Genomic DNA, 25,305 nt, shown 5'->3' with positions numbered 1-25,305 from the left:
GCCTCATGGGGCACGAGTCGCTGATCATGCAGCAGAGCGACATCGGCGCCATCTCCGACTCCATCAAGGACTGCCTGCGCTGCGGCAAGTGCAAGCCGGTGTGCGCCACGCACGTGCCGCGCGCCAATTTGCTCTACAGCCCGCGCAACAAGATTCTCGCCACCTCCTTGCTGGTCGAGGCTTTCCTGTATGAGGAGCAGACGCGCCGTGGCGTGTCGATCAAGCACTGGCAGGAGTTCGAAGACGTCGCCGATCACTGCACGGTCTGCCACAAGTGCCTGAGCCCGTGCCCGGTGGACATCGACTTCGGCGACGTGTCGATGAACATGCGCAACCTGCTGCGCAAGATGGGACAGAAGAGCTTTCGCCCCGGCAATGCGGCCGCGATGCTGTTCCTGAATGCCAGGAACCCGGACACCATCAAGCTGATGCGCGGGGCGATGGTCGGCGTCGGCTTCAAGGCCCAGCGCCTCGCCAACGACCTGTTGCGCCGCCTGGCGAAGAAGCAGACCGCCGCGCCACCGGCAACGGTGGGCGCCGCGCCGATCAAGGCGCAGGTCATCCACTTCATCAACAAGAAGATGCCCGGCGGCCTCCCCAAGAAGACCGCGCGTGCGCTGCTCGACATCGAAGACGCGGAGTACGTCCCGATCATCCGCAACCCGCAGGCCACCACGGCGGACAGCGAGGCGGTGTTCTATTTCCCCGGCTGCGGCTCCGAGCGGCTGTTCTCGCAAGTGGGCCTGGCCACCCAGGCCATGCTCTGGCACGCCGGCGTGCAGACGGTGCTACCGCCCGGCTACCTGTGCTGCGGTTATCCGCAGCGCGGCTCGGGCCAGTTCGACAAGGCCGAAAAGATCATCACCGACAACCGGGTGCTGTTCCACCGCGTCGCCAACACGCTGAACTACCTCGACATCAAGACGGTGGTGGTCAGCTGCGGCACCTGCTACGACCAGTTGCAGGGCTACGAATTCGACAGCATCTTCCCCGGCTGCCGCATCATCGATATCCACGAGTTCCTTCTCGAGAAGGGCATCACGCTCGACAAGGACAAGGCCGGTGGCTACCTTTACCACGACCCTTGCCACAGCCCCATGAAGCTGCAGGAGCCGATGAAGACCGTCAAGGCGCTGGTGGGCGACGCGGTGCTCAAGAGCGAGCGCTGCTGTGGCGAGAGCGGCACCTTGGGCGTGACCCGGCCCGACATCGCGACGCAGGTGCGCTTTCGCAAGGAAGAAGAACTGCGCAAGGACGAGGCGGCGCTGCGCGAGTTGACGCAAAGTGGCGGGGCCGGTGCAAGCTCGGTCGCGGAGCAGGGCCCGGTGAAGATCCTGACGTCCTGCCCGAGTTGCCTGCAGGGCCTGTCGCGATACGGCAATGACCTGAACAACGGCCTGCTGGAAGCCGACTACATCGTGGTCGAGATGGCTCGGCTGATCCTCGGCGAAGACTGGCTGCCCACCTACGTGAAGCGCGCCAACGACGGCGGCATCGAGCGGGTGCTGGTGTGAATGCCGGACCCGATCGCATGGGCTGCGAGCTGTGTACGCAGCCAGGGGGGCATCTGGTTCACCAGACCGAAGATTGGCGCGTGGTGCGTGTCGCGGACGCCGCCTTTCCCGCGTTCTACCGATTGATCTGGAATCGGCACACGCCAGAGTTCACCGACCTCGATGTCGCCGCTCGCCAGCGTTGCATGGAAGCGGTAGCCGCGGTGGAACAGGTCTTGCGGGCGGCGCTGCAGCCGACCAAGATCAACTTGGCCAGCTTGGGCAACGTGGTCGCGCACCTGCACTGGCATGTGATCGCCCGTTTCGACTGGGACAGCCACTTTCCGCAGCCGGTCTGGGGCAACGCGCAGCGCGGCGTCGAGCCGCCTGCGGCCGCGCGACTGCCGCTGGCGCTCGAGACGCTCGACGCCCAGGTGGGTCAGGCACTTGCGGCGCTGTCGTCCGCACGCGACTAAACTTTGCGGGCACCCGCACCGAAAGCGACCATGGCTGGCCTCAGCAAAGACACACCCACTCCCACCGCCCTGACCGTCCATCAGCAGTCGCGCGTGCTGGAAATCGCCTTCTCCGACGGCGCGCAGTTCAAGCTGCCGTTCGAGTTGCTGCGCGTTTATTCGCCTTCTGCCGAAGTGCAGGGCCATGGTCCCGGCCAGGAAGTGCTGCAGACCGGCAAGCGCGAGGTCGAGATCGTGGCGCTCGAGCCGGTCGGCAACTATGCCGTGCAGCCGACCTTCTCCGACGGCCACAGCTCGGGCCTGTACGCCTGGGATTACCTTTACCACCTTGGCTCGCGCCAGGACGTGTTGTGGACGGACTACCTTGCCCGCCTGGAGGCAGCCGGCGCGAATCGCGACGCGGCCATGGCCCAGGCCGGCGGTTCGGCCTGCGGGCATCACCATTGACGAGCCGTTCATGAGCCGCACTCACTTCGGCTTCGAGTCGGTCGAGGAGGCACACAAGGCCACCCGTGTGCGGGGCGTGTTCGATTCGGTCGCCGAGCGTTACGACCTGATGAACGACCTGATGTCGATGGGGCTGCACCGAGCCTGGAAGGCCTACGCCGTGGCAGTGGCCAATGTGCGCGCCGGCCAGCGCGTGCTCGACATCGCCGGCGGCACCGGCGACCTCGCGCGCGCCTTTGCGCCGCAGGTCGGCGGCACCGGCCTGGTGGTTCACACCGACATCAACGAGAACATGCTGCGCACGGGGCGTGACCGGCTCATCGACGCCGGCGTGACGCTGCCCACCGTGCTGTGCGACGCCGAAACGCTGCCCTTCGCCGAAGCGAGCTTCGATCTGGTCAGCGTAGCTTTCGGTCTGCGCAACATGACCCACAAGGAGCGGGCGCTGGCCGAGATGTGCCGCGTGCTCGAACCGGGCGGCCGGCTGCTCGTGCTCGAGTTTTCCAAAGTGGCCCCGGCGCTCGCCAAGGCCTACGACTGGTATTCCTTCCAGCTCTTGCCCCGGCTCGGCCGCTGGGTCGCGAACGACGCTGAAAGCTACCGCTACCTTGCCGAATCCATTCGCGTGCACCCCGACCAGGCAGCGCTCAAGGGCATGATGAAGAGCGCCGGCTTCGGTCACGTCGACGTGCATAACCTCGCGGGCGGCGTCGTTGCGCTGCACGTCGGCATTCGCTGCTGACTTCGCCCTTTACGGGCAAAGTGTGTGGTGCGTCGCAAAGCGCGCTCTTTTTCCGTTTGCCAGCTCACACAAAGCCGCAGGTCGTGCGGTTTTGACGGCCGCAAACGAGGGGTGAAGCGATGGCGAAGCGCGGAGGCCGCGGCTTACACTGATGCGCTTTCCGGTGTGCGGATTTCAAAGTTCGGCGCACCGAAAACGGGTGAACGAGTTGGGAGACTCTTTGAACATGAAGCAAGCATTTTTCGAAGTGAGCAGAACCGGCGTCCGGCGCTCTGCCAAGCTGGTGATTTCGGCGCTTGCGCTCGGGGTCCTCGTGGCCTGCGGCGGCGACGACGAGGCCGAAAAGCCGGCTTCGCAAGTGGCGGCGAAGGTCAACAAGGAAGAGTTGTCGGTCCATCAGTTGAACTACGTGCTGCAGCGACAGCCCGGTCTCCAACCTGAGGAGACGCCAGCCGCCAGCCGCCACGTGCTGGAGCGTCTGATCGACCAGGAACTGGCGCTGCAACGGGCCGAGGAAACCAAGATCGACCGCAGCCCGCGTGTCATGCAGGCCATGGAGGCTGCACGCCGCGAGATCATCTCGCGTGCTTACCTCGAGAAGCTCAGCGAGGAGGCGACCAAACCCACCCCCGAGGAGATCCGCTCCTACTACGACGGGAACCCGGCGCTGTTCAAGGAACGCCGGATCTTCAGCTTTCAAGAGATCGCCATCGAGGCCAAGCCGGAGCAGGCAGATTCCCTGCGCAAGCAGCTTGAGTCCGCCAAAACCGTCAACGAGTTTCTGGAGTACCTCAAGGCCAACGACATCCGCTTTGCCGGCAGTCAGGCCGTGCGTGCTGCCGAGCAGTTGCCGCTCAACCGCCTGCCGATCGTTGCCAAGATGAAGGACGGCGAGTCGATGTTCAACGTGCTGCCGAACGGCAGCGTGCAGGTCATCGTGCTGGCCGGCTCGCGCAGCCAGCCGGTCGACCTCGAACGAGCGACGCCGGCCATCGAACAGTTCCTGCTCAACGAACGCAAGCGCAAGCTGATCGAAGAAGATGTGAAGGCGATGCGGGCCGGCGCGAAGATCGAATACGTCGGCGCGTTTGCGAAGGACGCTGCGTCCGCCCCGCAGGCGCCGGTCGCAGCGCCCGCGGCGCAGACGCCGGCATCGGCCGGTCTCGACATCGAGAAGGGTCTGAGGGGTCTCAAATGAACGATTGGAGAATGGGCATGCAGATCGTTTTCCTGCGGTTTCTCGCTGGTTTGACGTTGTTGCTGATGGTGGGTACCAGCGCCTTCGCGCAGACGGCAGCGAACAAGTCGGAGCACCTGCTCGGGCCGGGCGACGTTATCCGCATCACCGTTTATCAGAACCCCGATCTGACGTCGGAGGCGCGCCTGTCGGAGAACGGCAGCATCACCTTTCCGCTGCTGGGTTCCATCGAGCTGAACGGGCTGGGCCTCAACGCTGCCGAACAGAAAATCGGTCGGCTGCTGCGCGAGGGCAAGTTCGTCATCAAGCCTCAGGTCGCCGTGCAGTTGCTTGAGATCCGCAGTGCGCAGATTTCCATCATCGGCCAGGTCGGCAAGCCCGGCCGCTATCCGATTGATACCACCAACAGCAAGGTTTCCGAAATGATCGCCAGCGCCGGCGGCATTGCTGCCACCGGCGACGACGTGGTCACGCTGGTCGGCACCCGCAGCGGCAAGCCGGTGAAGATCGATATCGACCTGCCGGCGATCTACGAGGCCGGTGACTCGCAACTGGACGTGCGCGTCGCCAACGGCGACATCATTTACGTGCACAAGGCGCCCAACTTCTACATCTACGGCGAGGTGCAACGACCGGGCGTATACCAGCTCGAACGCGGAACGACGCTGCTCAAGGCCCTGGCGCAAAGCGGTGGCGTGACGCCGCGCGGCACCGAGCGCGGCATGAAGCTGCACCGGCGCGACGAAACGGGAGCGGTGACAGTGATCGAGCCCAAGATGAACGATGTTCTCGAGGCCGAGGACATCATCTACATCCGCGAGTCTTTGTTCTAGGTCCAGGAGACTCACATGTCAGTTTGGCAAATTTTGCGGATCGTCTGGGCGCGGCGCTGGCTGGCGCTGGGCTTGTTCGTGCTGACGACGGCCCTGGGCATCGGCTTCATGCTGAGCCTGCCGAAGCAGTACACGGCCGAGTCGACCCTCGTGTTCGACGTCAAGCCCGATATCGTGGGCATATTGGGGCCGAACATGACGACCCCCGCCTACATGCTCACGCAGATCGAGATCATCCAGAGCGACCGGGTGGCCTCCCGGGTGGTCAAGGCCCTGGGCCTGGAGAATTCGGCGTCGGCGGTCCAGCAGTGGCGCGAGGCGACGGACCGCAAGATCCCGCTGGACCGCTATTTCGGCGGGCTCCTGCAGCGGGGGTTGCAGGTGCAGCCGGCGCGGGGCAGCAACATCGTCACGGTGCTGTATTCCGCGCAGGAGCCGGTGTTCGCCGCGACCGTCGCCAATGCCTTCGCACAAGCCTACATCGACATCTCCATCGACATGCGCGTCGAGCCTGCGCGGCAATACGCAGGCTGGTTCGACGAACAGTCGAAGGTATTGCGCAACAACCTCGCTCAGGCGCAGAGCAGGCTGTCGCAGTATCAACGCGAGAAGGGCATCATCGTTTCCGCCGATCAGGTCGATCAGGAAAGCGGGCGGCTTTCGGCGCTCAACGGTCAGTTGTTGGTTGCGCAGGCCGAACTGGTCGAAGCGGCGGGGCGGCAGCGCAGCAGCGGTACCGCGCTTTCCCCCGACGTCGCGCAAAGCGGCTTGGCACAAACGCTTAAGGGGCAGCTGGCGCAAGCCGAGACCCGGATGGGCGAGATCAGCAGCACCTTGGGCACGAACCATCCGCAGCGTCAACAGCTGGACGTGCAGATCCGAGAGCTCAGGCAGCAGTTGGCGACCGAGATCCGGCGCGTCTCGGGCGGCACCTCGGTTATCAGCCGCAGTAGCGCGCAGAAAGTCGAAGAGCTGCGCAACATGGTGGAGGCGCAGAAGAAGCAGGTGCTCGCCTTGCGCAACGAGCGTGATCAGGCGGCGGTCTTGATGCGTGACGTGGAGACGGCGCAGCGGGCATACGACAGTGCCAGCCAGCGCGTGAGCCAGCTCAATCTGGAAAGCCAGACTAATCAAGCGAGCGTGCGACTTCTTAACCCCGCCATCGAGCCGCTCACGCCATCACAACCGCAGATACCCAAGGGCGTTGCACTGGCGTTGCTTGCCGGCTTGGCCGTCGGACTGGGTGCCGCGATGGGCCTCGAGCTGCTCGACCGGCGCGTGCGTAGCCCTGAAGACGTGATCTCGATCGAAGGCGTGCCGGTTCTGGGTGTGCTGCACCCCGTCGGCTCCAAGGTGCCTGTCTTCCGCAGGCTGGCGCTCGGTGGCATGCCGCGTCCGGCAGCCCTGCCCATGGGAGCACGATGATGCGAATGAGCGTCGCTACCGTTCCGACGCTGCCGCGTGCGAATCGCACGATCGGCGCGATCCTGATGGACGCAGGGCTGCTCTCGGCGGAGGACGCCGAGCAGATCCTGCGCCTGCAGCGCCAGAACAACCTGCGCTTCGGCGAGGCCGCGATCCGGCTGGGCCTGCTCACCGAGGCCGACATCCAGTACGCGCTGGCCCGCCAGTTCGACTATGCGTATCTGCGCATGAGCGAACACAAGGCGGTGAGCGAGGAAGTCATCGCGGCTTACCAGCCTTTCAGTGCCACGGTGGAGCGACTGCGCGCGGTGCGCAGCCAGCTCATGCTGCGCTGGTTCGACAAGGCCGAGCACCGGCAGACGATGGCCATCGTGGGGCCGTCTCGCAACGACGGCCGCAGTTATCTGGCCGCCAACCTGGCGGTGGTGTTTGCGCAGCTCGGAGAGCGCACGCTGCTCATCGACGCCGACATGCGCCAGCCGCGCCAGCACGAGCTGTTCATGCTGCAGAACAAGGTGGGTCTGTCGACGCTGCTGGCACACCGCTCGCGCGAGGAAGCCATCGTGCGCATCACCGATTTGGTCGGTCTTTCGGTGCTGCCGGCCGGCCCCGTGCCGCCCAATCCGTCGGAACTGCTCAACCGCCCGGCCTTCGACGAGCTGATCTCGCACGTTCGTTCTTCCTACGACGTGGTACTGATCGACACCCCGAGCCTGTCGAGCGGCGAAGATGCCGCCATGATTGCGGTGCGCACCGGCGCCGTGTTGGCCGTGGCCCGCACCAAGCAAACTCGCGTGGCCGCCTTCGACGACATGGTGGTCGGTCTCACCAACGCCGGCGTGGCAGTCGTCGGCACGGTGCTCAACGATGTCCCGCTGAAGAAACCCGCCAAGTGAGTTCCCCTGCTTTTCCGCTCGAATCGCGTTCATCCTGGCTTGGTGCTCCGAATGCCGGCTGGGTGATCGCGCTGCTCGGCTGGGCGGCGATATACCTGCCGGTGTACTGGTGGGCGGGCAACACGATCTGGCAGTCCGACGAACACGCGCACGGCCCGATCGTGCTGGCTGTGCTGGTGTGGCTGCTGTGGGGCTTGCGCGAGTCGCTCGCGCAGTCTCCGGATGAAATGCAGTCGGGCTGGGGATGGGGTTGGCCGGTGCTGGCTTTCGGCCTGTTGCTCTACGTGCTGGGGCAGGTCCTCAATTTTTCGATTTTCCTGTTCGCTTCACAGACCTTCGTGCTGGCTGGCGCGCTGCTGCTCCTGAAGGGTACGCGCGCTCTGCGCCTAGCTTGGTTCCCGATTTTTTACACCATCTTCATGATCCCGCTGCCGGGCGTGCTGGTGGACGCAATCACCGGGCCGCTCAAGCAGTGGATATCTGCGATCGTCGAAAACATTCTTTACGGCGTGGGCTATCCGATCGCCCGTACCGGCGTGGTCATCGTCGTCGGCCAATACCAGATGCTCGTGGCCGACGCCTGCTCGGGCCTGAATTCCATGTTCAGCCTCTCGGCGCTGGGCACGGTGTTCATGTACCTGATGGCGCGCAAGAGCGTGCTGCACAACGCCATCATGCTGGCGTCGATCCTGCCGATCGCTTTCGCGTCGAACATCATCCGCGTGATCATTCTGGTGCTGATCACCTACCACTTCGGCGATGAGGCGGGGCAGGGCTTCCTGCACGGCGCGGCCGGCATGGTGCTGATGCTGGTGGCGCTGGTGATCTTCTTCCTGCTCGACGCGCTGCTGGCCTGGGTTCTCGGCGCACGCCGCAAACCGGCAGCCACCGCCTGACCCTGCGTTTCGGCCGGGAGAGCGTTCATGCCTGAGCACCTACGGGCCCTCGTCGTCATCCTCGTGTTTGCCAGCGTGGTGTTCGCGCTGGGACGGCGGCCCGCCTGCGACTTTTCGGTCGCTCCCCAGGATTTCACGCGCCGGCGCAACTTGTGGATAGCGGTGACGGTCATCGCATTTGTTTCGCACAACTATTGGCTGTTCGCCGGCTTTACCGGGCTGGTGCTGTTGATGGCGGGGCGAAAGGAAGCCAACGTCGTGGCGCTTTTCGTGTGGCTGCTGTTTGCAGTGCCTGCTTTTTTCAAGGAGGTTCCCGGCTTCGGTGTCATCAACTATCTGATGACGATGGAATACATACGGCTGCTGACGATCAGCCTGCTGGTCCCCGCCTACATCGGTCTGCGCAGGCAAGCTCGGGTCGAGCGGAGCGGTTGGTTACCGACCGACTATCTGCTCTTGGTCTACATGCTGATCCAGCTGACGCTGCGCTTAAACGTAGATACCGCCACTAATACCGCGCGCTACGCTGTCTACGCGCTGCTCGACGTCGGTCTGCCCTATTACGTAGCCAGCCGGTCCTTGCGTGAGCTCAGCCAGTTCCGGGACGTCGCCATGAGCTTCGTGGTAGCGGCCATGGTGCTTGCACTGATCGGGATTTTTGAATCAGTGAAATGGTGGCTGCTGTACTCGAGCCTGGAAAGGGCGCTGGATGCGAAGTGGGGGTACAGCAACTACCTCGGCCGCACGGCCATCCTGCGCGCCCAGGCCAGCACGGGTCAACCCATCGTCTTCGGTTATGTGATGGTGGTGGCGCTGGCGCTATATGCCTACCTCCGTTGCTGCGTCAAAAGCCGGGCACTTTGGTGGCTGGGTTTTGCCCTTCTCGGCGGTGGGCTGCTCGCCTCGTACTCCCGCGGGCCTTGGGTTGGCGCTGCGGTAGCCCTCGTCGTGTTCCGATTGGCCGGGCCGAATGCGGTGGGCGGGCTCTTCAAGGCGGCCCTCGTTGTGGGTGCAATTTGCGCGCTCGTGCTTGTGTCGCCGATGGGCGATACCGTGATCGACCTGCTGCCCTTTATAGGAACGGTGGACAAAAACAACGTGGACTACCGACAGGAGTTGTTGACGACCGGAGTGCGATTGATCCTGCAAGAACCGTGGTTTGGAGTCACCGGTTTCATGAATCAGTTGGTAGACAACGAACTGGTCATCGGCGGCATGGTCGATCTGGTCAATACTTTCCTTGCGATCGGCCTAGCCTATGGCGTGATCGCGCTGGCCTGCTTCGTCGGTGTCTTTGCGGTCACTGCGCGCAGCGCTTACAACGCGATGCGCCGTTTGCCGAACCCGCAAGACGAGGTTCGCATGCTCGGCTGCGGCATCTTGGCTTGCTTTGCAGGCATCGGCGTGACCATCTTCACCACCAGCAGCATCACCGTTATACCGGTCATCTACTGGATCATGGCCGGCGTCGGCGCCGGCTACGTCGCGATGCTGCGCCGGCAGGCTGCGAGCCGCACTGCGGACCGGCAGGGCCTTGCCGCTGCGTCCGCGCGCTCCCGTCGCTTCGTGCCGCGAGCGGGCGCGCGTGTTTCATGACGCTTGGCCCGCATTTAAGCGCGCGAGTCCTACCGAGCTTCTTCGTTTCGTTGTGCATGGTTGGGTCGGCTGCTTGGGCACAAGCCGCGCAAGTTCCTGACGCGAGCGCCTCACGGCCCAGCGCTGCCGATGCATGGCCTGAGCATGTCGTCGATTGGCGTGACACCCACGTTGACTTGTCTTTTCTGAACGAAGACGAAAAGCCGGCTGGACGGCGTGGCTTCGTTCGTGCGCAGGGTGATGCGCTGATGTTCGGCGATGGCAGCACGGCCCGCTTCTGGGGCACCAACCTGACGGCAGCGGCGCTGTTCGGCACCGAGCCGCAGGCGGTACGGCAACAGGCCCGGCGCCTGTCGCGGCTGGGCTTCAACCTGGTGCGGCTCCATCATCATGATTCGCACTGGGTCAAGCCCAACATCTTCGGCCCCGCCGGCCCGCGCGACACGCGCCGTCTCGACCCGACCATGCTCGAGCGCATCGATTGGTGGGTCAAATGCCTGAAGGACGAGGGCATCTACGTCTGGCTCGATCTCCACGTGCAGCGCCAGTTGCGCGCCGGCGACGCCATTGCCGGCTTCGACGAGATCGCCAAGGGCCGACCCGGGGCCGAGTTCAAAGGCTACAACTATGTGAACCCAGACATCCGGCAGGCGATGCAGCGCTTCAACGAGGCGTACCTAGGCCATGTAAACACCCACACCGGTCTCGCATACAAGGACGATCCGGCCATTGTTGCGGTGCTCGTCACCAACGAGAACGACCTGACGCACCACTTCGGCAACGCGCTATTGCCGAACAAGAACGTGCCGCACCACACCGCAGCCTACCTGCGCGAAGCGCAAGCCTTTGCCCGTACCCATGATCTGCCTGAAAGGCGGGTGTGGCGCTCTTGGGAGCCGGGGCCTTCAAAGCGCTTTCTCAATGACCTGGAGCATCGCTTCAATGCAAAGATGATCGCCCACCTGCGCCGCATCGGCGTCAAGGTACCGATCGTCACCACCAGTCTGTGGGGCGCGCAGATGGCATCGCTGCCGGCGCTGACCGACGGCGACATGATCGATGTCCACGCCTACGAGACGCCTGGCCCTCTGGCGCGTGACCCGCGCACCGCCGCCAATGTGGTGCACCTGATCGCCACTGCGCAGGTTGTCGACAAGCCGGTGTCGGTGACCGAATGGAACATGAGCCCTTTTCCTGCCGCAGACCGGCATGTGCTGCCGCTGTACATGGCTGCCAATGCAAGCCACCAGGGCTGGGATGCGTTGATGCAGTACGCGTACGCGCAGACGCCGCTGCAGCAACCGGGCCCGCCGTCGAACTGGCACGCCTTCAACGATCCTGCGCTGCTGTCCGGCCTGCCCGCGGCCGCTCTGCTGTTTCGGCAGGGGCATGTGCAGGCGGCGCAGACCGTCCGTGTTTTGCAGCCCACTGCGTCGCAGTTGTTCGACGAGGGCCTCACGGCCGGCGGCACGGCAGCCATGCGCATCGCCGCCGAGGGCGGCCGGCTGCTTACCGTGCTGCCCGAGGTGCCGCAGTTGCCTTGGCTGCGACCGGGCGTCGCCCCGATCGCTGCACGGCATGTTGACGACGGCGTGCGGCAACTCGCCGATATGCGCCGGAGCGAACTGCGGTCCGATACCGGCGAACTGTGGCGCAATTGGAAGCAGGGTATCTTCACCATCGAAACGCCTCGCACCCAGGCAGCGCTCGGCCGCATTGGCGGCCGTAGCATCGACCTCCCGCAGGTACGCATCGCTCTGACCAACGCTCAGGCGAGCATTGCGGTGCAAAGCCTCGACGGCAAGCCGATCGACGCCGCACACAAACTGTTGGTGTCGATGGCAACCGCGTCGTTGCCGAAGGGGCCGAAGCAAGGGCCGTTCTTCACCGAGCCGGCCGTGGGTGTGATCGAGATCGAGGCCGCGGCTGGCATGGTGCTGCAGCCCGGACCGCATGGAGCCGCGGGCGACAGTGATCCGCAGCTCGACTATGTAGACGGGAAGTACACACTCCGCTTCGCTGGCAAGAATGTGGTGCAGTGGGTCGTGCTGAGCAGACCGGAACGGACCGCACCATGAGCCAGGCGGCAACCACGCTGAGCTTGAAGCTTCGCACCTTTCGTGCTGCTGGCTGGACGGTGGGTGGACATGCGGCCAGCCAGTTGCTTCGCTTCGGCAGCAACCTGATCCTCACCCGGTTGCTGTTTCCGGAGGTGTTCGGGCTCATGGCCATCATCCAGGCGGTGATGATGGGCGTGGCCATGCTGTCGGACATCGGCGTGACTCAGAGCATCATCCGCAGCAACCGCGCGCACGACGAGCGGTTCATGAACACGGCCTGGACGATTCAGATCGCCAAGGGCGTGTTCATGTGGTTGGTGCTGTGCCTGATTGCCGCACCGCTGGCCGCCGCCTACGACGAGCCCTTGTTGGCGTGGATGCTGCCTGTGGCCGGGCTCGCAGCGGTCATCTCTGGCTTCTATTCAACCAATGGCGCGATGGCCTCGCGAAATATCGACGCCAAGCGGATCACGTTCATTTCGATCGGCGGTCACATACTGACCGTTATGGCCACGGTCCTTCTGGCATGGTACGACCCCACGCCCTGGGCGCTCGTGTGGGGCAACCTCATCGGTGCCTCGGTGCAGATGCTGGCGAGCCACGTGTTGCTGCCGGGCGCGCGCAACCGTTTTGCCTGGGAGCGGCAGTCGGCACGCGACATCATTTCCTTCGGTGGAGCGGTGCTGTTGAGTTCGTCTCTTACCTTCTTTGCCGGCGAAGGCAACAAGCTCGTCGCGGGTTTGCTGCTCGACATGCGCATGCTGGGTCTGCTCGGGCTGGCCAGCACGCTCAACCTCGTCATCTGGAGCGCAATTCAGTTGGTTGGCAGCCGGGTGCTGTATCCGGCCTACTCCGAAGTGATGCGGACCGAGCCGGCGCGGCTCTCCAGCATCGTCGAGCGTTCGCGCTTAGTTCAAGTGCTGCCGACGTGGAGCGCCGCCTTGTTCTTCGCCGTTTTTGGGCGGCAGGTCATCGAGTTCTTGTACGACCCTCGCTACGCCGATGCTGGCGTTATCCTGCAGATTCAGGCGCTAGGTCTCATGGCAGGTGTGCTGTCGATGTCATACACCGGCGTCCTTTGGGCGGCTGGCAAGATTGGATTAAGCACGGCCCTGTTGGCCGCACAAGGTGTTCTGCAAATCGGCGGCATGTTCGTTGGCAGCCAGATTGCAGGCCAATTCGGTGTGCTAGTTGGCATCGCGCTGTCCGGGGTACTTATGTACCCAATTACCGCAGCGGTTTATGCCCGCCAAGAACTGTTCCACGCCAAGGTAGATGTGCCGGTGATACTTGCGTCGATCGCGGCAGCAGTCGGAGTGGTGCTGAGTAACGACTGGACGGGGGCGCGCGCATGGTGAGTGCACCCGATGACAGGTCGTCCGGTCTCGCATGCAGGATGCGCGTCGGTGCGCTCACGCTGACAGTTCCGCCGACGGCATCTCTTCTCCGCTCTCCTCCGTCGAGTCGAAACAAGGCCTCACAATGAAGGTCAGGGTAGTGCGACGCATGGGTGTCATCGTGCCGAACCACGTTGCCGTCCACAGCGGCTTGGCGGTCGAGCGCGGATACCGAACGATACGGATACAGCCGCCTCACATGACCAGACTCGCGTCTCGGATTGGTCCACGGCGTATGCAGAGTAGATTATGAGAATTGCTTTCTTGATCGGCTCGGTCGACGTTGGCGGCGGTAACTACGTGGTGTGTCAACACGCCATGCATGCCGCAGCTATGGGTCATGAAGTCGCCGTGGTCGTGCAGACCTCTTTCACGAAAGCCCAGCTTGCTTGGCATCCAGGCTTCGAGCAGTTGCGCTTGATACCACTCGATCAGCTGCGCAGCGAGCGTTTCGATATTGCGGTGGCGACTTTCTGGAAAACTGTGTCGGAACTGCACCGGTTGAACGCCGGGCAGTATGTCTATTTCGTTCAATCGATCGAATCTCGCTTCTACCCTGCTGAACAAGTGCACATGAGGCGGTTGGTGGACCGTACTTACGATCTGCGCCTGCCATCCATCACCGAAGCCACCTGGATTTGCGAGCATCTGCGGCATTTCCATGGCAGCGAGTGCCTGCTGGCGCGCAACGGCGTCCGCAAGGATATTTACACGCCGCACGGCGAACGCCACGCCCCGCGTATCTCGGGGCGGTTGCGTGTGATGGTGGAGGGAAGCTTCGGCGTGCCATTCAAGAACACGGCGCGCACGGTTCGTCAGGTGCGGCGGGCTCGCCCATGGCAGAGTTGGCTTCTCACGACGACCGGAATGTCATGGTATCCAGGAGTCGATCGCGTGTTCTCACAACTGCCGATCGCCGAGGTGCCGAAGGTTTATCGGTCATGCGATGTGATCGTCAAGCTGAGCTTTGTGGAAGGCATGTTCGGCCCGCCGATGGAAATGTTTCACTGTGGGGGAACTGCTATCGTTTATGACGTGTCCGGACACGACGAATACATCGTTCACGGAAACAATGCGCTCGTTGCGCCGATGCACAACGAAGCTGCCGTGCTGGACCATCTGCGCCGACTCCAAGATTCGCCGCGGCTTCTCGAAGATTTGAAATCCGGTGCGATCGAGACGGCGTCGAAATGGCCGGATTGGCCGCAGAGCTCCGCACGATTTCTCGAACATCTTGAGACTTGCTACGCGGCACCGAAGGTTTCGAGGCAGTGGCTGGAAGAAGCAACGCGCGAATTGCGTGAATACTTCCAAGCTCAATCGCAGAGTGCGACGTTCGTCAAAGAAGGTCGTCGCCGCTTCGGATGGTTGCGTCGTCTTAAGAAGGACACGCGCGTCTATACAAACTTGCTTCGGTACATTGCCGATGGCTATCGATGAAGCAAGTCTGTTGCAGCGCATTTGTCGTAGATCGTGTTATCAAAAGGAGTATCAGTTGACTAACGACTGGTCGGCTCTGTGGATGCTGTCCGCAGCCGTATGCGGCCGCAGTGGCCTGGGCGCTCTCAAGCGCAGAATTGTCTTCATGGTCGAATCTTCCAAGGTCACCGGACCGCTTCAGGCGTTGCTGCATCCGACGCCCGGCAGCCCTCTTCAGCGTGCGATGGAGCAGCGCCCGGACATGGCCGGTGTCGTCGTGTGGCCCTATGTCTGCGCCAACTGGAGCACGGCTGAGCGCCTGCGACGCGTCGCCGGTCACTTCACCGTCATCGAAACCCGGCTACCTGTGCTTGATTTCTCCGCCCAAGCCAGTTTGGTGCTTGCCGACCTGAGTCCCGTTTTCGAAAGTTTAGGCGTCGTACTCGATCGGCCGAAGTGGTTCATGCGGGAGGGACAGATGGCACTCAACCTGTTTCTTGGTGACGTTCGAATCTACTCGCTGGCTTTTTCGCTAGATATTGAGGAAGGACGCACGATCGCCCATGTCGGAGCGATCCAAGGCGTCGCCACCGAAGGCATCCAAGCAGACTACAAGGAACTGACCAAAGCCCTGCACGGGATGCGGCCGCGCGATTTTCTTGTTGAACTGTTCCGCATTTTCTGCCGCTGTGCCGGCGTCGTGACCATCCTTGCCGTGGCCGATGCCAGCCGCCAGCACCGCAGCGCCTACTTCGGTGCCGCCAAGGCGGAGAAGCTGACGCCGAACTACGATGAAATATGGGTTGAGCGCGGGGGCGTGCAGTCGACGCCCGATTTCTTCCTGCTCGGCCTGCAGACCCCTGCAAAGGATCTGGAAGAGATCCCCTCGAAGAAGCGGGCGATGTACCGGCGTCGTTATGAGTTCCTGGCCTCGCTTGAGGATCGCATGCATGAAGCGCTCGGTCAGCCTCCCGGCATGAGTGCGTCACCGCGGGTCGCCGGGCCGGCGCTGGGCGTCTTGGCGGCATGACGCGAAGGAACGGTTCGAGCGACTGGATTGGTCATTGCGCATGAGCAGCGATCCCGCTGAAGCGAAAGAGCAATCGGGGAACGAATGGAGGCCTGTAGATTCGCTCGTTGCCAGCATCCGCATGTACCAGCGCTATCGCGAGCAAGCAGGCTTGCGCGCCAGGTTGCTGCGAAGAGCAGCGCGGATCACGCATGCTTTCTGGAGCATCGTGACCGCTTCGGACATCCGTCCGCAGGCTCGACTGGGACAGGGCTTGCGCATGCCGCACCCAACGGGTGTTGTCATTCATCACGATGCGGTCATTGGGGATGACTGCATCCTCATGCAGCAAGTGACGATCGGCCAGTTGACCAAGCCGGGTGCGCCGGTTCTCGGCTGCAATGTCTATGTCGGTGCAGGTGCCAAGGTGCTCGGCGCCATCACGATCGGCGACGGTGCGCGCATTGGTGCGAATGCCGTCGTCCTGACCAGCCTTCCGCCTCATTGCACCGCGATAGGCATCCCTGCAAGGATCGTCAGAACCGACGATTCCGGACAGGACGGCATCGCTCAGTGACCCGTTGTTTGTATTGCGGCGCTGAAATGCGAAACGCCGGCGGGGTCCGCGTTGCCCCCCGCAGCCCAAAAGCCGACGTCATATCGGCTGTTGCGAGACAGGCTGTGTCGCCGAGCGGGCCAGTGATCGATTCGCACCAACTGCTCGGAAGCGTCGAGGACTCGGCTATGCACCGGATTGAGGTAAGCGATGCGCAGCCGGCGCGGTTTCTGGGCGAGCGTTTGGTCCAGTCCGCCAATCACGCTTGTCATCGTTCCTTCGCCGAAGGGATGAAACATGAAAATCACGGTCGTTTCGGCATGCGCATAACTTTCGGCCGACTGACAAACAAATTCGACATTGCGGTCACGCCAGCGGTCCTTGACGCGATTTCGATCGGCCTGCTCGACCAAGCTCGCTTCGATTTCAACGCCGATGGCGCGTTTGACGCCGAGCCACGCGGCACTGAACACGGTGCGCCCCAGCCCGCAGCCCAAGTCGACGAACACGTCGTTCGCTCCAAGGCCAATGTGACGCAAGATCCGAAAGAGGATGTTGTAAGGAACCGGCGTGTAGTGAACCCGAAAATTTGGGTGATCTGCCATTCCAACGGCGGGGTGATACCCGAACGTCGAGATGCCCAACCGCAGATCCCAGAAATGGTCGTAGGGATGCATGGCTCGATCCTTGAGCCCCAAACCTTTCAGCGCCGCCACCATCCTGGTCCTTTCAAGAAGAAGCCGCAGTTGCCTGTAGCGGGCGGAAGTGTGCCGGGAAAGTACAGCGCCGTCGTCCCCCTTGGTCTGGGTGCAGCCGCCTGTGCACAGACAGCATTTCCCATCCCAACGAAGTATTGATCCATGGAGGCCAATCACGTTTCAGCTGATGGCACGCTTGGCACCGGCGCATGCTGTGCCGTACCGAAGGGCGCCGCAAACTCGCCATTGGCCGTCGACATATCCGTCATTGTCGTCAACTACAACACTGCGCATCTGCTGCACGATATGCGCACGGCACTGGTTGCATCGCGCGGTGATCTGAACTTGGAAACGATCGTCATCGACAACGCGTCTCGCGACGATTCTCTGGATTTGCTGAAGCGTGACTTTGGCGAGGTCGAGCTGATGGTCAATCAAACCAACGTCGGGTTCGGGCGCGCCAATAACCAAGGTTTGACGCTTGCCAAGGGCCGCTACATCCTGCTGCTGAACACCGATGCGTTCGTGGCACCCGACACGCTGCACAAGACGGTGAGTTACATGGATGCGCATGCGGACGTCGGCGTCTTGGGCGTGCGGCTCGTCGGCCGCGACGGCTTGCTGCAGCCGAGCTGCCGCTATTTCCCCACGCCCTGGAATGTGTTCCTCGCTCGCACAGGGCTGTCGCGCTATTTTCCGAGCGTGCGCATGGTCGATGATCTCGAATGGGACCACACCTCGGTACGCGAATGCGATTGGGTGACTGGTTGCTACTACCTGGTACGCCGCGAAGTGATCGATCAGGTCGGTCTGTTCGATCCGCGCTATTTCCTGTATTGCGAAGAGATGGACCATTGCCGAGCGGTCAAGCGGGCTGGGTGGAAGGTGGTTTACTTTGGCGACACGAGCGTTGTCCACTTGGGCGGCGAAAGCGCCAAGTCCGATGGTCAACTCACCTCGGCCGGCAAGCAGATCTCCGCTTTGCAGGTTGAGAGCGAACTGCTCTTTTTTCGCAAGCACTATGGGCTGCTCGGCGTTTGCGGCTCGGTGCTGCTGTCGACGGCTACGGATGTGGCCTTGATTTTGAAGTCCTGGTTCAAGCGGTCGGCAACGCCGCGGGTCGAAGCCGGCCACTTGAAAACTCTATGGAGCCTGTGCCTGAGAACCCGCGTGGGTTCGAGGCCGACGCGGTGAATCGCTCCAACATCGGGGTGGTGGTCATTGGCCGCAACGAAGGCGAACGCCTGGGCCGCTGTCTGCGCTCGGTGCAGTCAGGTACAGCGGCAGTGGTGTATGTCGACTCCGGCTCGTCAGACGACTCGGCCATGCTCGCTCGCGCTATAGGCGTGGAGGTGCTCCTGCTCGACATGAGCCGGCCCTTCACGGCGGCACGGGCTCGCAACACAGGCTTGCGCCGCTTGCATGAACTGCAACCTGACGTGCAATACGTTCAATTCATCGACGGCGATTGCGAACTGATCGGAGACTGGCTCGCAACCGCAAGCCGCTTTCTCGATGAACATTACGACGTGGCCGTGGTGTGCGGCCGGCTGCGCGAGCGCTTCCCGCAGCGTTCCATCTACAACCTCCTGTGCGACATGGAATGGAACCGGCCTGCAGGCGAGGTGCGGGCCTGCGGCGGCATCGCCATGATGCGTGTCGAGGCGCTGGCGGCCGTGGGCGGTTTTCGGGAAGACCTGATCGCCGGCGAAGAGCCCGAGTTGTGCGTGCGGATCCGTGCCGGGGGCGCACGGATCTGGCGCTTGGCCGACGAAATGGCTTGGCACGACGCCGCGATGCTGCATTTCGGGCAGTGGTGGCGGCGCGCCACACGAGCCGGCTATGCCTATGCCGAGGGGTCATTGCTGCACGGGAGTTCGCCCGAGCGCCACTATGTGCCCGAAGCACGGCGCGCTCTGCTCTGGGGTGCGGTGCTGCCGCTGCTCATCGCCGTGCTGTCACTGCACAGTCCGTCCTGGTGGGTACTGCTGCTGCTCTATCCGGCGCAGATGCTGCGCCTGGCCTGGCGCGACGGCATCGGCCAGCGCGAGCGGCGCTGGCGGGCGGTGTTCCTGGTGCTGTCACGTTTCCCGGAAGCGCAGGGCATGCTCAGGTTCTGGCTCAACCGTTGGCGCAGGCAGCGCGGCGCGTTGATCGAATACAAGTAGCGCGAGCATGCAAGTGTCAGCTCATGCGCCGAGTGCGGCGCCCGTCGTGGCTTATCTGGGGCCGGAGATTCCGGCGTTGTCGGCCACTTTCGTTCACGAAGAACTGCTGGCGTTGGAGCGACGCGGCGTGAAGGCGGTGCCCTTTTCGGTTCATCGGCCGGCACATCCCGCTACGGCTCAGACCTCGCTGGCAACGCGCACGTGCGTCTTGTATGACGGTTCGCCGACACGGGCCGTGTTGCAAGCGCTTGCCGCGCTGCCGCACTTCGGTCGCGGCAGCTTGGAGTCGTTCTCGTGGCTGCTGAGCGACATGCTCACTGTCAGGCCGTGGCGGTTGCAGGCCTGGAAGCTTGGCTACCAGTGGCTCGCCGCCGCCCACCTGGCCCGGCTGCTGCAGGACGCGGGCTGCACGCACCTGCACGTGCATTTCGCGCATGTGCCCACGCAGATCGGCATGTATGCGGCCGCCTTCACCGGGCTGCCCTTCACAGTGATGGCGCACGCCAACGACATCTTCGAGCGCGCGCTGCTGCTGCCGCAAAAGGCGCGCCGAGCGCAGAAGATGCTGACCATCTCTCACCACAACGTCGCGTACCTGCGCTCGCTCGGCCTGCCGGCCGATAAATTGGCGGTCGTGCGCTGTGGCGTGAGTTTTCCGGCGCGGGCCGACCGGCCCAGCTTCGAGAAACGTCCGCGCTATCGCGTCGGCACGTTGGGTCGTCTGGTCGAGAAGAAGGGGGTCGACGATCTGCTGCGTGCCATGACGAGGCTCCGCCCTGGCACGGAAGTCGAGTTGAGCATTGCTGGCGACGGCCCGCTGCGCACCGAGCTCGAAGCGTTGACCCGGCAACTCGGCCTGCACGACCGCGTCCGTTTCGAAGGGGCGCTCGACCATGCGGCGGTCACGCCCTGGCTGCACACGCTCGATGCCTTCGTGCTGGCCTGCAAGACCGACGCGCAGGGCGACATGGACGGCATTCCGGTGGTGCTCATGGAAGCCATGTCGCAGTGCGTACCCGTCTTGTCCACGCGCTTATCAGGCATCCCGGAGCTGGTAGTGCACGAGCGCACCGGTCTGCTCGCTTCGCCCGCCGACCCGGCCAGCCTGGCCGAGCAATTGCAACGCCTGCTCGACGAGCCCCTGCTGCGCGAACGCCTGGCCACGGCGGCGCAGGCGCATGTCGAGGCCGAATTCGGGCAAGCCGTGAACATCGATCGTCTGATGACGCACTGTGGCCTCGTGCCTGCTGCGGCAGACTCCCACCCTTCGCAAAGCCCCGGCTCCATGAACCGCCGATACGTCCTCATTTCGCCCTGCCGCAACGAAGCCGATTTCATGCGGCAGACGCTCGATACCGTGGTCGCGCAGTCGATGCGTCCTGCGCGCTGGGTCATCGTCGACGACGGCTCTACCGATGCCACGCCGGCCATCCTGGCCGAGTACCAGGCGCGGCACGACTGGATCACCGTGGTCACGCGCAAGGACCGTGGGCGCAGGGCGGTGGGCCCGGGCGTGATCGAGGCCTTCTATGCCGGCTTCGATTCCATCGACCCGAACGACTACGACTATCTGTGCAAGCTCGACCTCGACCTGAGTCTGCCGCCGCGCTACTTCGAGCTGCTGATGCAGCGCATGGAAGCCGATCCCCGGCTCGCCACCTGCAGCGGCAAGGCCTATGTGCGCAAGGGCGATGCGCTGGTCAACGAGAACCACGGCGACGACATGTCGCTCGGCATGACCAAGTTCTACCGCGTGCAGCGGTTCCAGCAGATCGGCGGCTTCGTGCGAGAGGTCATGTGGGACGGCATCGACTGCCACCGCTGCCGCATGCTGGGGTACAGCGCCCGCAGTTGGGACGATCCCGACCTGCGCTTCATCCACCTGCGGCCCATGGGCTCGAGCCAGACAGGCATCCTCACCGGCCGCATGCGTCACGGCTTCGGCCAGTACTTCATGGGTACCGGCTTTGTCTACATGCTGGCCAGCGCGCTGTTTCGCGTTCGCGAGGCGCCGGTTGTCGTGGGCAGCGCGGCCATGCTGTGGGGCTGGCTGAAGAGCGCGCTGGAAGGCAAGCCCCGCTACGACGACCTGGCGTTTCGCCGCTTCCTGCGGCGCTATCAGTGGCGTGCCCTGATGGTCGGCAAGGAAAGAGCCCTGGCCGAGATTTACCGGGAGCAGGGCGTTGCAGCCGGACTTCAACCGTGAGGTCTATTGCCTGCTCGGCCTGCCCTTCGACGCGCTCGGCCAGGACGCCGCGGTGCAGCGGGTTCAGCAGGCCGCGCGCGAGCGCAAGCCGTGTTTCCTGTCTACGCCCAATCTCAACTTCGTGATCGCGGCGCAAACCGACGCGGCGTTTCGCAACTCGGTGTTGCACAGCGATCTGAGCATCGTGGACGGCATGCCGCTGGTCTGGGTGGCGCGCCTGCTCGGGCTGCCGCTGCGCGAACGAGTGGCCGGTGCCAGTGTGTTCGAACGCCTGCGGCGCAGCGCGGGCACGCCCATCAAGCTCTTTTTCTTCGGCGGTGCCGACGGTGTGGCCCGTGCCGCATGCGAGCGCTTGAATGCCGAGCCGGGCGCATTAAGGTGCGTCGGTTTCGACGCGCCCGGCTTCGAGTCGGTTCAAGCGATGAGCGGCGAAGAGCGCATCGCCAAGGTCAACGCTGCTGGCGCCGATTTCGTGGTCGTGGCGCTGGGCGCGCGCAAGGGGCAGGCGTGGATCGAACACAACCGCTCGCGCTTGAACGCGCCAGTGATCAGCCACCTGGGCGCCGTGATGAACTTCGTGGCCGGCAACGTGAAGCGTGCGCCGCCCTGGCTGCAACGCGGCGGGCTCGAATGGGTGTGGCGCATCAAGGAAGAGCCAGCCTTGTGGCGGCGCTATGGGAGCGACGGGCTGGCGTTTGCCGCCTTGCTGGTGCGGCGCGTCCTGCCGCTTGCACTGCAATCCTTGCTCCGGCGGCCGAGCGGGCAACAACTCGCCTCTGCGAAAGTCAGTCTCGAAGAGGGCTCGCAAGCTGCCGTGCTACGTCTGGAGGGTGCGTGGACGGCGGCAAATCTCGCGCCGCTGCGCAAGGCCTTCACCGACGCGGCCGGCAACCGCCAGCCCTTGCGCCTCGATCTGTCTGGCGTTTCGCACCTCGACAGTGCGGCGATTGCGCTGATGAGCCTGCTCTGGGCCAGCCGCACCGGCAATCCCGGTGACGCGCTCCTTTCCGGCGTGCAGCCTCGGGTGCGTCGCCAGATCGAACTTTCATGTTCGACCTATCTACTCGCTGAATGACCTCCAATTTCTTGAAGTCGCTTCGCAATCGGCTCAGCATCGCCCGCCTGAGGGGCTGGGCCGCGTGGTGGGCTATCGCCAAGCCGGAGCCGGTTGCGACCGATTCGGCCCTTCGCCTGCTCATCCTGCCGAGCGACCCGTGGACCCTGATCGGCGCAAAGGGCGACGAGGCGATGATGATGGCGGTGACCTCGCAGCTCCGCGTCAAGCATCCGCACTTGACCGTCGGTGTCGTCACCGCGACGCAGCAAGCTCGAAAGGCCGCCGAAGGCCTGGGCATGATTGCCGTGCCGGCCTGGAGTTCTCACTTCGCGCGGGACTACGCCAACATGCGTCGGTTTCACCCGAACCGCGTTGCTATCGTCGGCGCCGATGTGATGGACGGCTACTACAGCCCCGTACTCACCGCCAAGCTGCTGGTCCTGGCCGATGCGATGGCGCGCCGCGGGGTCAGGGCGGTGATCCTCGGCTTCAGTTTCAACGCCAAGCCGAGCAGCTTGCTCAAGGCCGTGTTCAACCGTCTGAGCCCCGAGGTCGCCGTCAACGTGCGCGACAAGGTGTCCCTGGAGCGTTTGCGCAGCTTCTGCCGAACGCCGGCCACGCTGGTAGCCGATGCAGCATTCATGCTCGAGCCGGCCGAGCTCACGGCGGACATCTCTGCGATGCACGTCTGGGCATCGAGCCGCCGGGCGGCGGGCGATCGGGTGTTGGGCTTCAACATCCACCCGATGCTCGTGCGCTCGTCCAATGCCGAGGACATCGCTGCGCTTGTGCGCGCCGCGGTTGATGCCTTGCGAACGGTCATGGCCCTGCGCGCCGTGTCGGTCCTGCTGATCTCGCACGATTACCGCGGCGCACAGAGCGACGACGCGTGCCTCGAGCCGCTTCATCGTGCGCTGGCCGACGAATTGGGCGCGCGCCTGATGTATTGCACGCGCAAGTTCAGCGCAGCCGAGCTCAAGGCCATTGCCGGCGAGATGGACGCCGTGGTCACGGGACGAATGCACTTGGCCATCGCAACGCTGGGCATGGGCAAGCCGGTGGCGGCTCTGACTTATCAGGACAAGTTTCACGGGCTTTTCGAGCATTTCGACTATCCCGAGAAGTACTTGCTGGCCCCCGCAGCGCTTGCCGATGGCGAGTCGCTGGTCCGCATGATGTGCGAGTTGATCGACGAACTGCCGGCCCTCACGGCGAAGGTCGCGGAGCGATTGCCGGCGGTCATCGAGGCGTCGCGCCGCAACGTCGACGCCTTGCTTCGGGAGGCGCGATGACGGCCGGCCGGTTCGGCATACGCCAAGTGGTCGACGAGGGCTTTTGCGTCGGCTGCGGCGCCTGTGCGGCCGCAGCCCGCGATCCCGCCGTGATGCGCTGGACGCCTTTCGAGCTTTATCAAGCCGACCTGGCGCCGCTGAGCGAGCGTGCAGTCGATGCGCTTTCGCCGGTGTGCCCTTTCTCGGACGATGCTCTCGACGAGGACCGATTGGCCGAACAACTGTGGCCCGACATGCCCGCGGCTCGGCCAGGAGTGATCGGGCGTTATCTGAGCGTGGGGGCGGGGAGGGTCGTCGATGAAGGTCTCGTCAAGCAGTCGAGCTCCGGCGGGCTGACCAGCTACGTGCTGCGGCAACTGCTCGAACGCGGGCTCGTGGATGGAATCATCCATGTAGGCAACACGGAAGGGGGCCCGAACGGCGCGGAAGGCCCGCTTATGGGCTACCGTTTGTCGTACCGAGCGGAAGACGTGGCGCGCAACAGCAAGTCGCGCTATTACCCGATCGAGATGTCGCGCGTGCTGGCGGCCGTTCGCGGAGACGGCAAGCGTTATGCGCTGGTCGGTGTGCCTTGCTTCATCAAGGCCGCTCGCCTGCTGTGCCGCGATGACGAGGCCTTGCGCCAGCAGCTTGTTTTCATGGTCGGGCTGGTGTGCGGCCACCTGAAGAGCGGTGCCTTTGCCAGAAACTTCGCTTGGCAGATGGGCGTGCCGCCCGAGCGGTTGGGCCGTTTCGATTTCCGGGTGAAGGACGAACAGAAATCTGCCAACGCCTACTCGGTCGCGGCGATCGAAACGAGCACCGGGCGGATGGTGCAGGCCCCTTCGCGAACCTTGTTCGGAAGCGACTGGGGCCTCGCCATGTTCCGGCCTCGCGCTTGCGATTTCTGCGACGACATCGCGGGAGAGCTCGCCGACGTGTGCTTCGGCGACGCCTGGCTCCCCCAGTACGAAGGCAACTGGCGTGGCACGAACATCCATGTGCTGCGCAACGAGCAGCTCGCGGCCATCCTGAAAGAAGGCGAGCAGCGCGGCGACATCGTCCTATTCGACTCCGATGCAGATGAGTTCGTCGCCAGCCAGGGCGGCAACTACCGGCACCGCCGCGAAGGCGTGCAAGTGCGCCTTGCAGATCGAAACCGCGCGCGGCAACCGGCGCCGCGAAAGCGCCAGTTCGGCGTCGAACACCGGACCGCCCTGTTCAAGAGGCTCGTCTATCGCGCCCGCGTGGAGCTCGGCGATCGCAGCCATGGCATGTTCCGGCGTGCCGTCGAAGCAGGCGATTACGCCGCGTTCCGCGCGGGGATGAAGCCTGCCCTGAGGCGTTACCGCCTGTTTGCTATGCTGAGTTCGGGCCGCGTGCTCGCGCAGATGATGAGCTTCGTAGCGCGCCGCTTCGCCGTGCGCCGTTGAGGCGCAGCGCGCTCGGTTGCCGTCAGAAG

Annotated in this window: 23 protein-coding genes; 21 read left to right on the top strand and 2 right to left on the bottom strand. The window is 63.8% G+C overall.

Going from position 1 to position 25,305, the window contains the following annotated elements; translation table 11 throughout:
• From H0W40_RS07575 to H0W40_RS07530, 10 genes are all read left to right on the top strand, one after another.
• A partial coding sequence (locus H0W40_RS07575) for a DUF3400 domain-containing protein (RefSeq protein ID WP_292444914.1) occupies nucleotides 1-1,514 on the top strand: 1,514 nt, incomplete at its 5' end.
• Between the two features lie 17 nt (nucleotides 1,515-1,531).
• Entirely contained in the window at nucleotides 1,532-1,969 is a 438-nt protein-coding gene (locus H0W40_RS07570) for an HIT family protein (protein ID WP_292444912.1), read from the top strand.
• 30 nt (nucleotides 1,970-1,999) lie between these two features.
• On the top strand, nucleotides 2,000-2,416 hold the full coding sequence (locus H0W40_RS07565; protein ID WP_292444910.1) for a DUF971 domain-containing protein: 417 nt from the start codon (nucleotides 2,000-2,002) through the stop codon (nucleotides 2,414-2,416).
• A gap of 10 nt (nucleotides 2,417-2,426) precedes the next feature.
• Nucleotides 2,427-3,158 carry a bifunctional demethylmenaquinone methyltransferase/2-methoxy-6-polyprenyl-1,4-benzoquinol methylase UbiE gene (gene ubiE, locus H0W40_RS07560; RefSeq protein ID WP_292444907.1) on the top strand — a complete coding sequence of 244 codons (732 nt, stop codon included), beginning with the start codon at nucleotides 2,427-2,429 and terminating at the stop codon, nucleotides 3,156-3,158.
• A gap of 226 nt (nucleotides 3,159-3,384) precedes the next feature.
• Nucleotides 3,385-4,356 (top strand): EpsD family peptidyl-prolyl cis-trans isomerase, encoded by a 972-nt coding sequence (locus H0W40_RS07555; RefSeq protein WP_292444905.1) that lies wholly within the window; start codon nucleotides 3,385-3,387, stop codon nucleotides 4,354-4,356.
• Entirely contained in the window at nucleotides 4,353-5,189 is an 837-nt protein-coding gene (gene epsE, locus H0W40_RS07550; protein ID WP_292444902.1) for a polysaccharide export protein EpsE, read from the top strand. The genes H0W40_RS07555 and epsE overlap by 4 nt, the downstream gene beginning before the upstream one ends.
• 15 nt (nucleotides 5,190-5,204) lie before the next feature.
• Nucleotides 5,205-6,614 (top strand): chain length determinant protein EpsF, encoded by a 1,410-nt coding sequence (gene epsF / locus H0W40_RS07545; RefSeq protein ID WP_292444900.1) that lies wholly within the window; start codon nucleotides 5,205-5,207, stop codon nucleotides 6,612-6,614.
• A 5-nt stretch (nucleotides 6,615-6,619) separates the two neighbouring features.
• Nucleotides 6,620-7,510, top strand: a complete 891-nt coding sequence (epsG, locus tag H0W40_RS07540; protein ID WP_292444898.1) for a chain length determinant protein tyrosine kinase EpsG — start codon at nucleotides 6,620-6,622, stop codon at nucleotides 7,508-7,510.
• Nucleotides 7,507-8,406: an exosortase B gene (xrtB, locus tag H0W40_RS07535; protein ID WP_292444896.1), complete on the top strand. Its 900-nt coding sequence runs from the start codon at nucleotides 7,507-7,509 to the stop codon at nucleotides 8,404-8,406. The genes epsG and xrtB overlap by 4 nt, the downstream gene beginning before the upstream one ends.
• 27 nt (nucleotides 8,407-8,433) lie before the next feature.
• A complete protein-coding gene (locus H0W40_RS07530) occupies nucleotides 8,434-10,002 on the top strand; it encodes an O-antigen ligase (protein WP_292444894.1) in 1,569 nt (522 codons plus the stop codon).
• 110 nt (nucleotides 10,003-10,112) lie between these two features.
• Here H0W40_RS07530 and H0W40_RS07525 read toward each other — a convergent pair whose 3' ends face one another.
• Nucleotides 10,113-10,394 carry a hypothetical protein gene (locus tag H0W40_RS07525; RefSeq protein WP_292444922.1) on the bottom strand — a complete coding sequence of 94 codons (282 nt, stop codon included), beginning with the start codon at nucleotides 10,392-10,394 and terminating at the stop codon, nucleotides 10,113-10,115.
• A 72-nt stretch (nucleotides 10,395-10,466) separates the two neighbouring features.
• On the opposite strand from H0W40_RS07525, the gene H0W40_RS07520 reads away from it, so the two are divergent.
• The 5 genes from H0W40_RS07520 (at nucleotide 10,467) to H0W40_RS07500 (ending at nucleotide 16,464) form a co-directional block, all read left to right on the top strand.
• Nucleotides 10,467-12,080: a hypothetical protein gene (locus tag H0W40_RS07520; protein WP_367153765.1), complete on the top strand. Its 1,614-nt coding sequence runs from the start codon at nucleotides 10,467-10,469 to the stop codon at nucleotides 12,078-12,080.
• Nucleotides 12,077-13,420, top strand: coding sequence for an oligosaccharide flippase family protein (locus tag H0W40_RS07515; protein WP_292444891.1), 1,344 nt, complete (start codon nucleotides 12,077-12,079; stop codon nucleotides 13,418-13,420). The genes H0W40_RS07520 and H0W40_RS07515 overlap by 4 nt, the downstream gene beginning before the upstream one ends.
• Nucleotides 13,421-13,708: 288 nt before the next feature.
• Nucleotides 13,709-14,899 carry a glycosyltransferase gene (locus tag H0W40_RS07510; RefSeq protein WP_292444888.1) on the top strand — a complete coding sequence of 397 codons (1,191 nt, stop codon included), beginning with the start codon at nucleotides 13,709-13,711 and terminating at the stop codon, nucleotides 14,897-14,899.
• Nucleotides 14,900-14,954: 55 nt separating this feature from the next.
• The gene (locus H0W40_RS07505) at nucleotides 14,955-15,908 is read left to right on the top strand and encodes a DUF535 family protein (RefSeq protein ID WP_292444885.1); all 954 of its coding nucleotides are present in this window, start codon (nucleotides 14,955-14,957) and stop codon (nucleotides 15,906-15,908) included.
• A gap of 40 nt (nucleotides 15,909-15,948) precedes the next feature.
• Nucleotides 15,949-16,464, top strand: coding sequence for a hypothetical protein (locus H0W40_RS07500; RefSeq protein ID WP_292444882.1), 516 nt, complete (start codon nucleotides 15,949-15,951; stop codon nucleotides 16,462-16,464).
• On the opposite strand, the gene H0W40_RS07495 is transcribed toward H0W40_RS07500, so the two are convergent.
• Nucleotides 16,458-17,120: a methyltransferase domain-containing protein gene (locus H0W40_RS07495; protein ID WP_292444880.1), complete on the bottom strand. Its 663-nt coding sequence runs from the start codon at nucleotides 17,118-17,120 to the stop codon at nucleotides 16,458-16,460. The genes H0W40_RS07500 and H0W40_RS07495 overlap by 7 nt on opposite strands.
• A gap of 183 nt (nucleotides 17,121-17,303) precedes the next feature.
• Between H0W40_RS07495 and H0W40_RS07490 the strand changes: the two genes are divergently transcribed.
• The 6 genes from H0W40_RS07490 to H0W40_RS07465 are packed head-to-tail and all read left to right on the top strand — an operon-like array spanning nucleotide 17,304 to nucleotide 25,276.
• Nucleotides 17,304-18,335, top strand: a complete 1,032-nt coding sequence (locus H0W40_RS07490; protein ID WP_292444877.1) for a glycosyltransferase family 2 protein — start codon at nucleotides 17,304-17,306, stop codon at nucleotides 18,333-18,335.
• A complete protein-coding gene (locus tag H0W40_RS07485; protein WP_292444874.1) occupies nucleotides 18,332-19,309 on the top strand; it encodes a glycosyltransferase in 978 nt (325 codons plus the stop codon). Before H0W40_RS07490 ends, H0W40_RS07485 begins: the two co-directional genes overlap by 4 nt.
• 7 nt (nucleotides 19,310-19,316) lie before the next feature.
• Nucleotides 19,317-21,515 (top strand): glycosyltransferase, encoded by a 2,199-nt coding sequence (locus H0W40_RS07480; protein WP_292444872.1) that lies wholly within the window; start codon nucleotides 19,317-19,319, stop codon nucleotides 21,513-21,515.
• The gene (locus H0W40_RS07475) at nucleotides 21,493-22,590 is read left to right on the top strand and encodes a WecB/TagA/CpsF family glycosyltransferase (RefSeq protein WP_292444870.1); all 1,098 of its coding nucleotides are present in this window, start codon (nucleotides 21,493-21,495) and stop codon (nucleotides 22,588-22,590) included. Before H0W40_RS07480 ends, H0W40_RS07475 begins: the two co-directional genes overlap by 23 nt.
• A complete protein-coding gene (locus tag H0W40_RS07470) occupies nucleotides 22,587-23,864 on the top strand; it encodes a polysaccharide pyruvyl transferase family protein (RefSeq protein ID WP_292444869.1) in 1,278 nt (425 codons plus the stop codon). The genes H0W40_RS07475 and H0W40_RS07470 overlap by 4 nt, the downstream gene beginning before the upstream one ends.
• Entirely contained in the window at nucleotides 23,861-25,276 is a 1,416-nt protein-coding gene (locus H0W40_RS07465) for a Coenzyme F420 hydrogenase/dehydrogenase, beta subunit C-terminal domain (protein WP_367153762.1), read from the top strand. Before H0W40_RS07470 ends, H0W40_RS07465 begins: the two co-directional genes overlap by 4 nt.
• Nucleotides 25,277-25,305: the final 29 nt, after the last annotated feature.

The sequence above is a fragment of the Methylibium sp. genome, from assembly GCF_013817345.1.
GTDB lineage: Bacteria > Pseudomonadota > Gammaproteobacteria > Burkholderiales > Burkholderiaceae_C > Methylibium.
The sequence above is the reverse complement of the archived record's forward strand: the minus strand, read 5'-3'. Positions and strand labels throughout refer to the sequence as shown.

Excerpts from the sequence above, each read along its gene's own strand:
- H0W40_RS07570 (WP_292444912.1), top strand. The coding sequence starts at position 1,532 with ATGGGCTGCGAGCTGTGTACGCAGCCAGGGGGGCATCTGGTTCACCAG.
- H0W40_RS07565 (WP_292444910.1), top strand. The coding sequence starts at position 2,000 with ATGGCTGGCCTCAGCAAAGACACACCCACTCCCACCGCCCTGACCGTC.
- ubiE (WP_292444907.1), top strand. The coding sequence starts at position 2,427 with ATGAGCCGCACTCACTTCGGCTTCGAGTCGGTCGAGGAGGCACACAAG.
- H0W40_RS07555 (WP_292444905.1), top strand. The coding sequence starts at position 3,385 with ATGAAGCAAGCATTTTTCGAAGTGAGCAGAACCGGCGTCCGGCGCTCT.
- epsE (WP_292444902.1), top strand. The coding sequence starts at position 4,353 with ATGAACGATTGGAGAATGGGCATGCAGATCGTTTTCCTGCGGTTTCTC.
- epsF (WP_292444900.1), top strand. The coding sequence starts at position 5,205 with ATGTCAGTTTGGCAAATTTTGCGGATCGTCTGGGCGCGGCGCTGGCTG.
- epsG (WP_292444898.1), top strand. The coding sequence starts at position 6,620 with ATGAGCGTCGCTACCGTTCCGACGCTGCCGCGTGCGAATCGCACGATC.
- H0W40_RS07530 (WP_292444894.1), top strand. The coding sequence starts at position 8,434 with ATGCCTGAGCACCTACGGGCCCTCGTCGTCATCCTCGTGTTTGCCAGC.
- H0W40_RS07525 (WP_292444922.1), bottom strand. The coding sequence starts at position 10,394 with ATGATGATGGAGCCGCACCAGGTTGAAGCCCAGCCGCGACAGGCGCCG.
- H0W40_RS07520 (WP_367153765.1), top strand. The coding sequence starts at position 10,467 with ATGCTCGAGCGCATCGATTGGTGGGTCAAATGCCTGAAGGACGAGGGC.
- H0W40_RS07515 (WP_292444891.1), top strand. The coding sequence starts at position 12,077 with ATGAGCCAGGCGGCAACCACGCTGAGCTTGAAGCTTCGCACCTTTCGT.
- H0W40_RS07510 (WP_292444888.1), top strand. The coding sequence starts at position 13,709 with ATGAGAATTGCTTTCTTGATCGGCTCGGTCGACGTTGGCGGCGGTAAC.
- H0W40_RS07500 (WP_292444882.1), top strand. The coding sequence starts at position 15,949 with ATGAGCAGCGATCCCGCTGAAGCGAAAGAGCAATCGGGGAACGAATGG.
- H0W40_RS07495 (WP_292444880.1), bottom strand. The coding sequence starts at position 17,120 with ATGCATCCCTACGACCATTTCTGGGATCTGCGGTTGGGCATCTCGACG.
- H0W40_RS07490 (WP_292444877.1), top strand. The coding sequence starts at position 17,304 with ATGGAGGCCAATCACGTTTCAGCTGATGGCACGCTTGGCACCGGCGCA.
- H0W40_RS07480 (WP_292444872.1), top strand. The coding sequence starts at position 19,317 with ATGCAAGTGTCAGCTCATGCGCCGAGTGCGGCGCCCGTCGTGGCTTAT.
- H0W40_RS07470 (WP_292444869.1), top strand. The coding sequence starts at position 22,587 with ATGACCTCCAATTTCTTGAAGTCGCTTCGCAATCGGCTCAGCATCGCC.
- H0W40_RS07465 (WP_367153762.1), top strand. The coding sequence starts at position 23,861 with ATGACGGCCGGCCGGTTCGGCATACGCCAAGTGGTCGACGAGGGCTTT.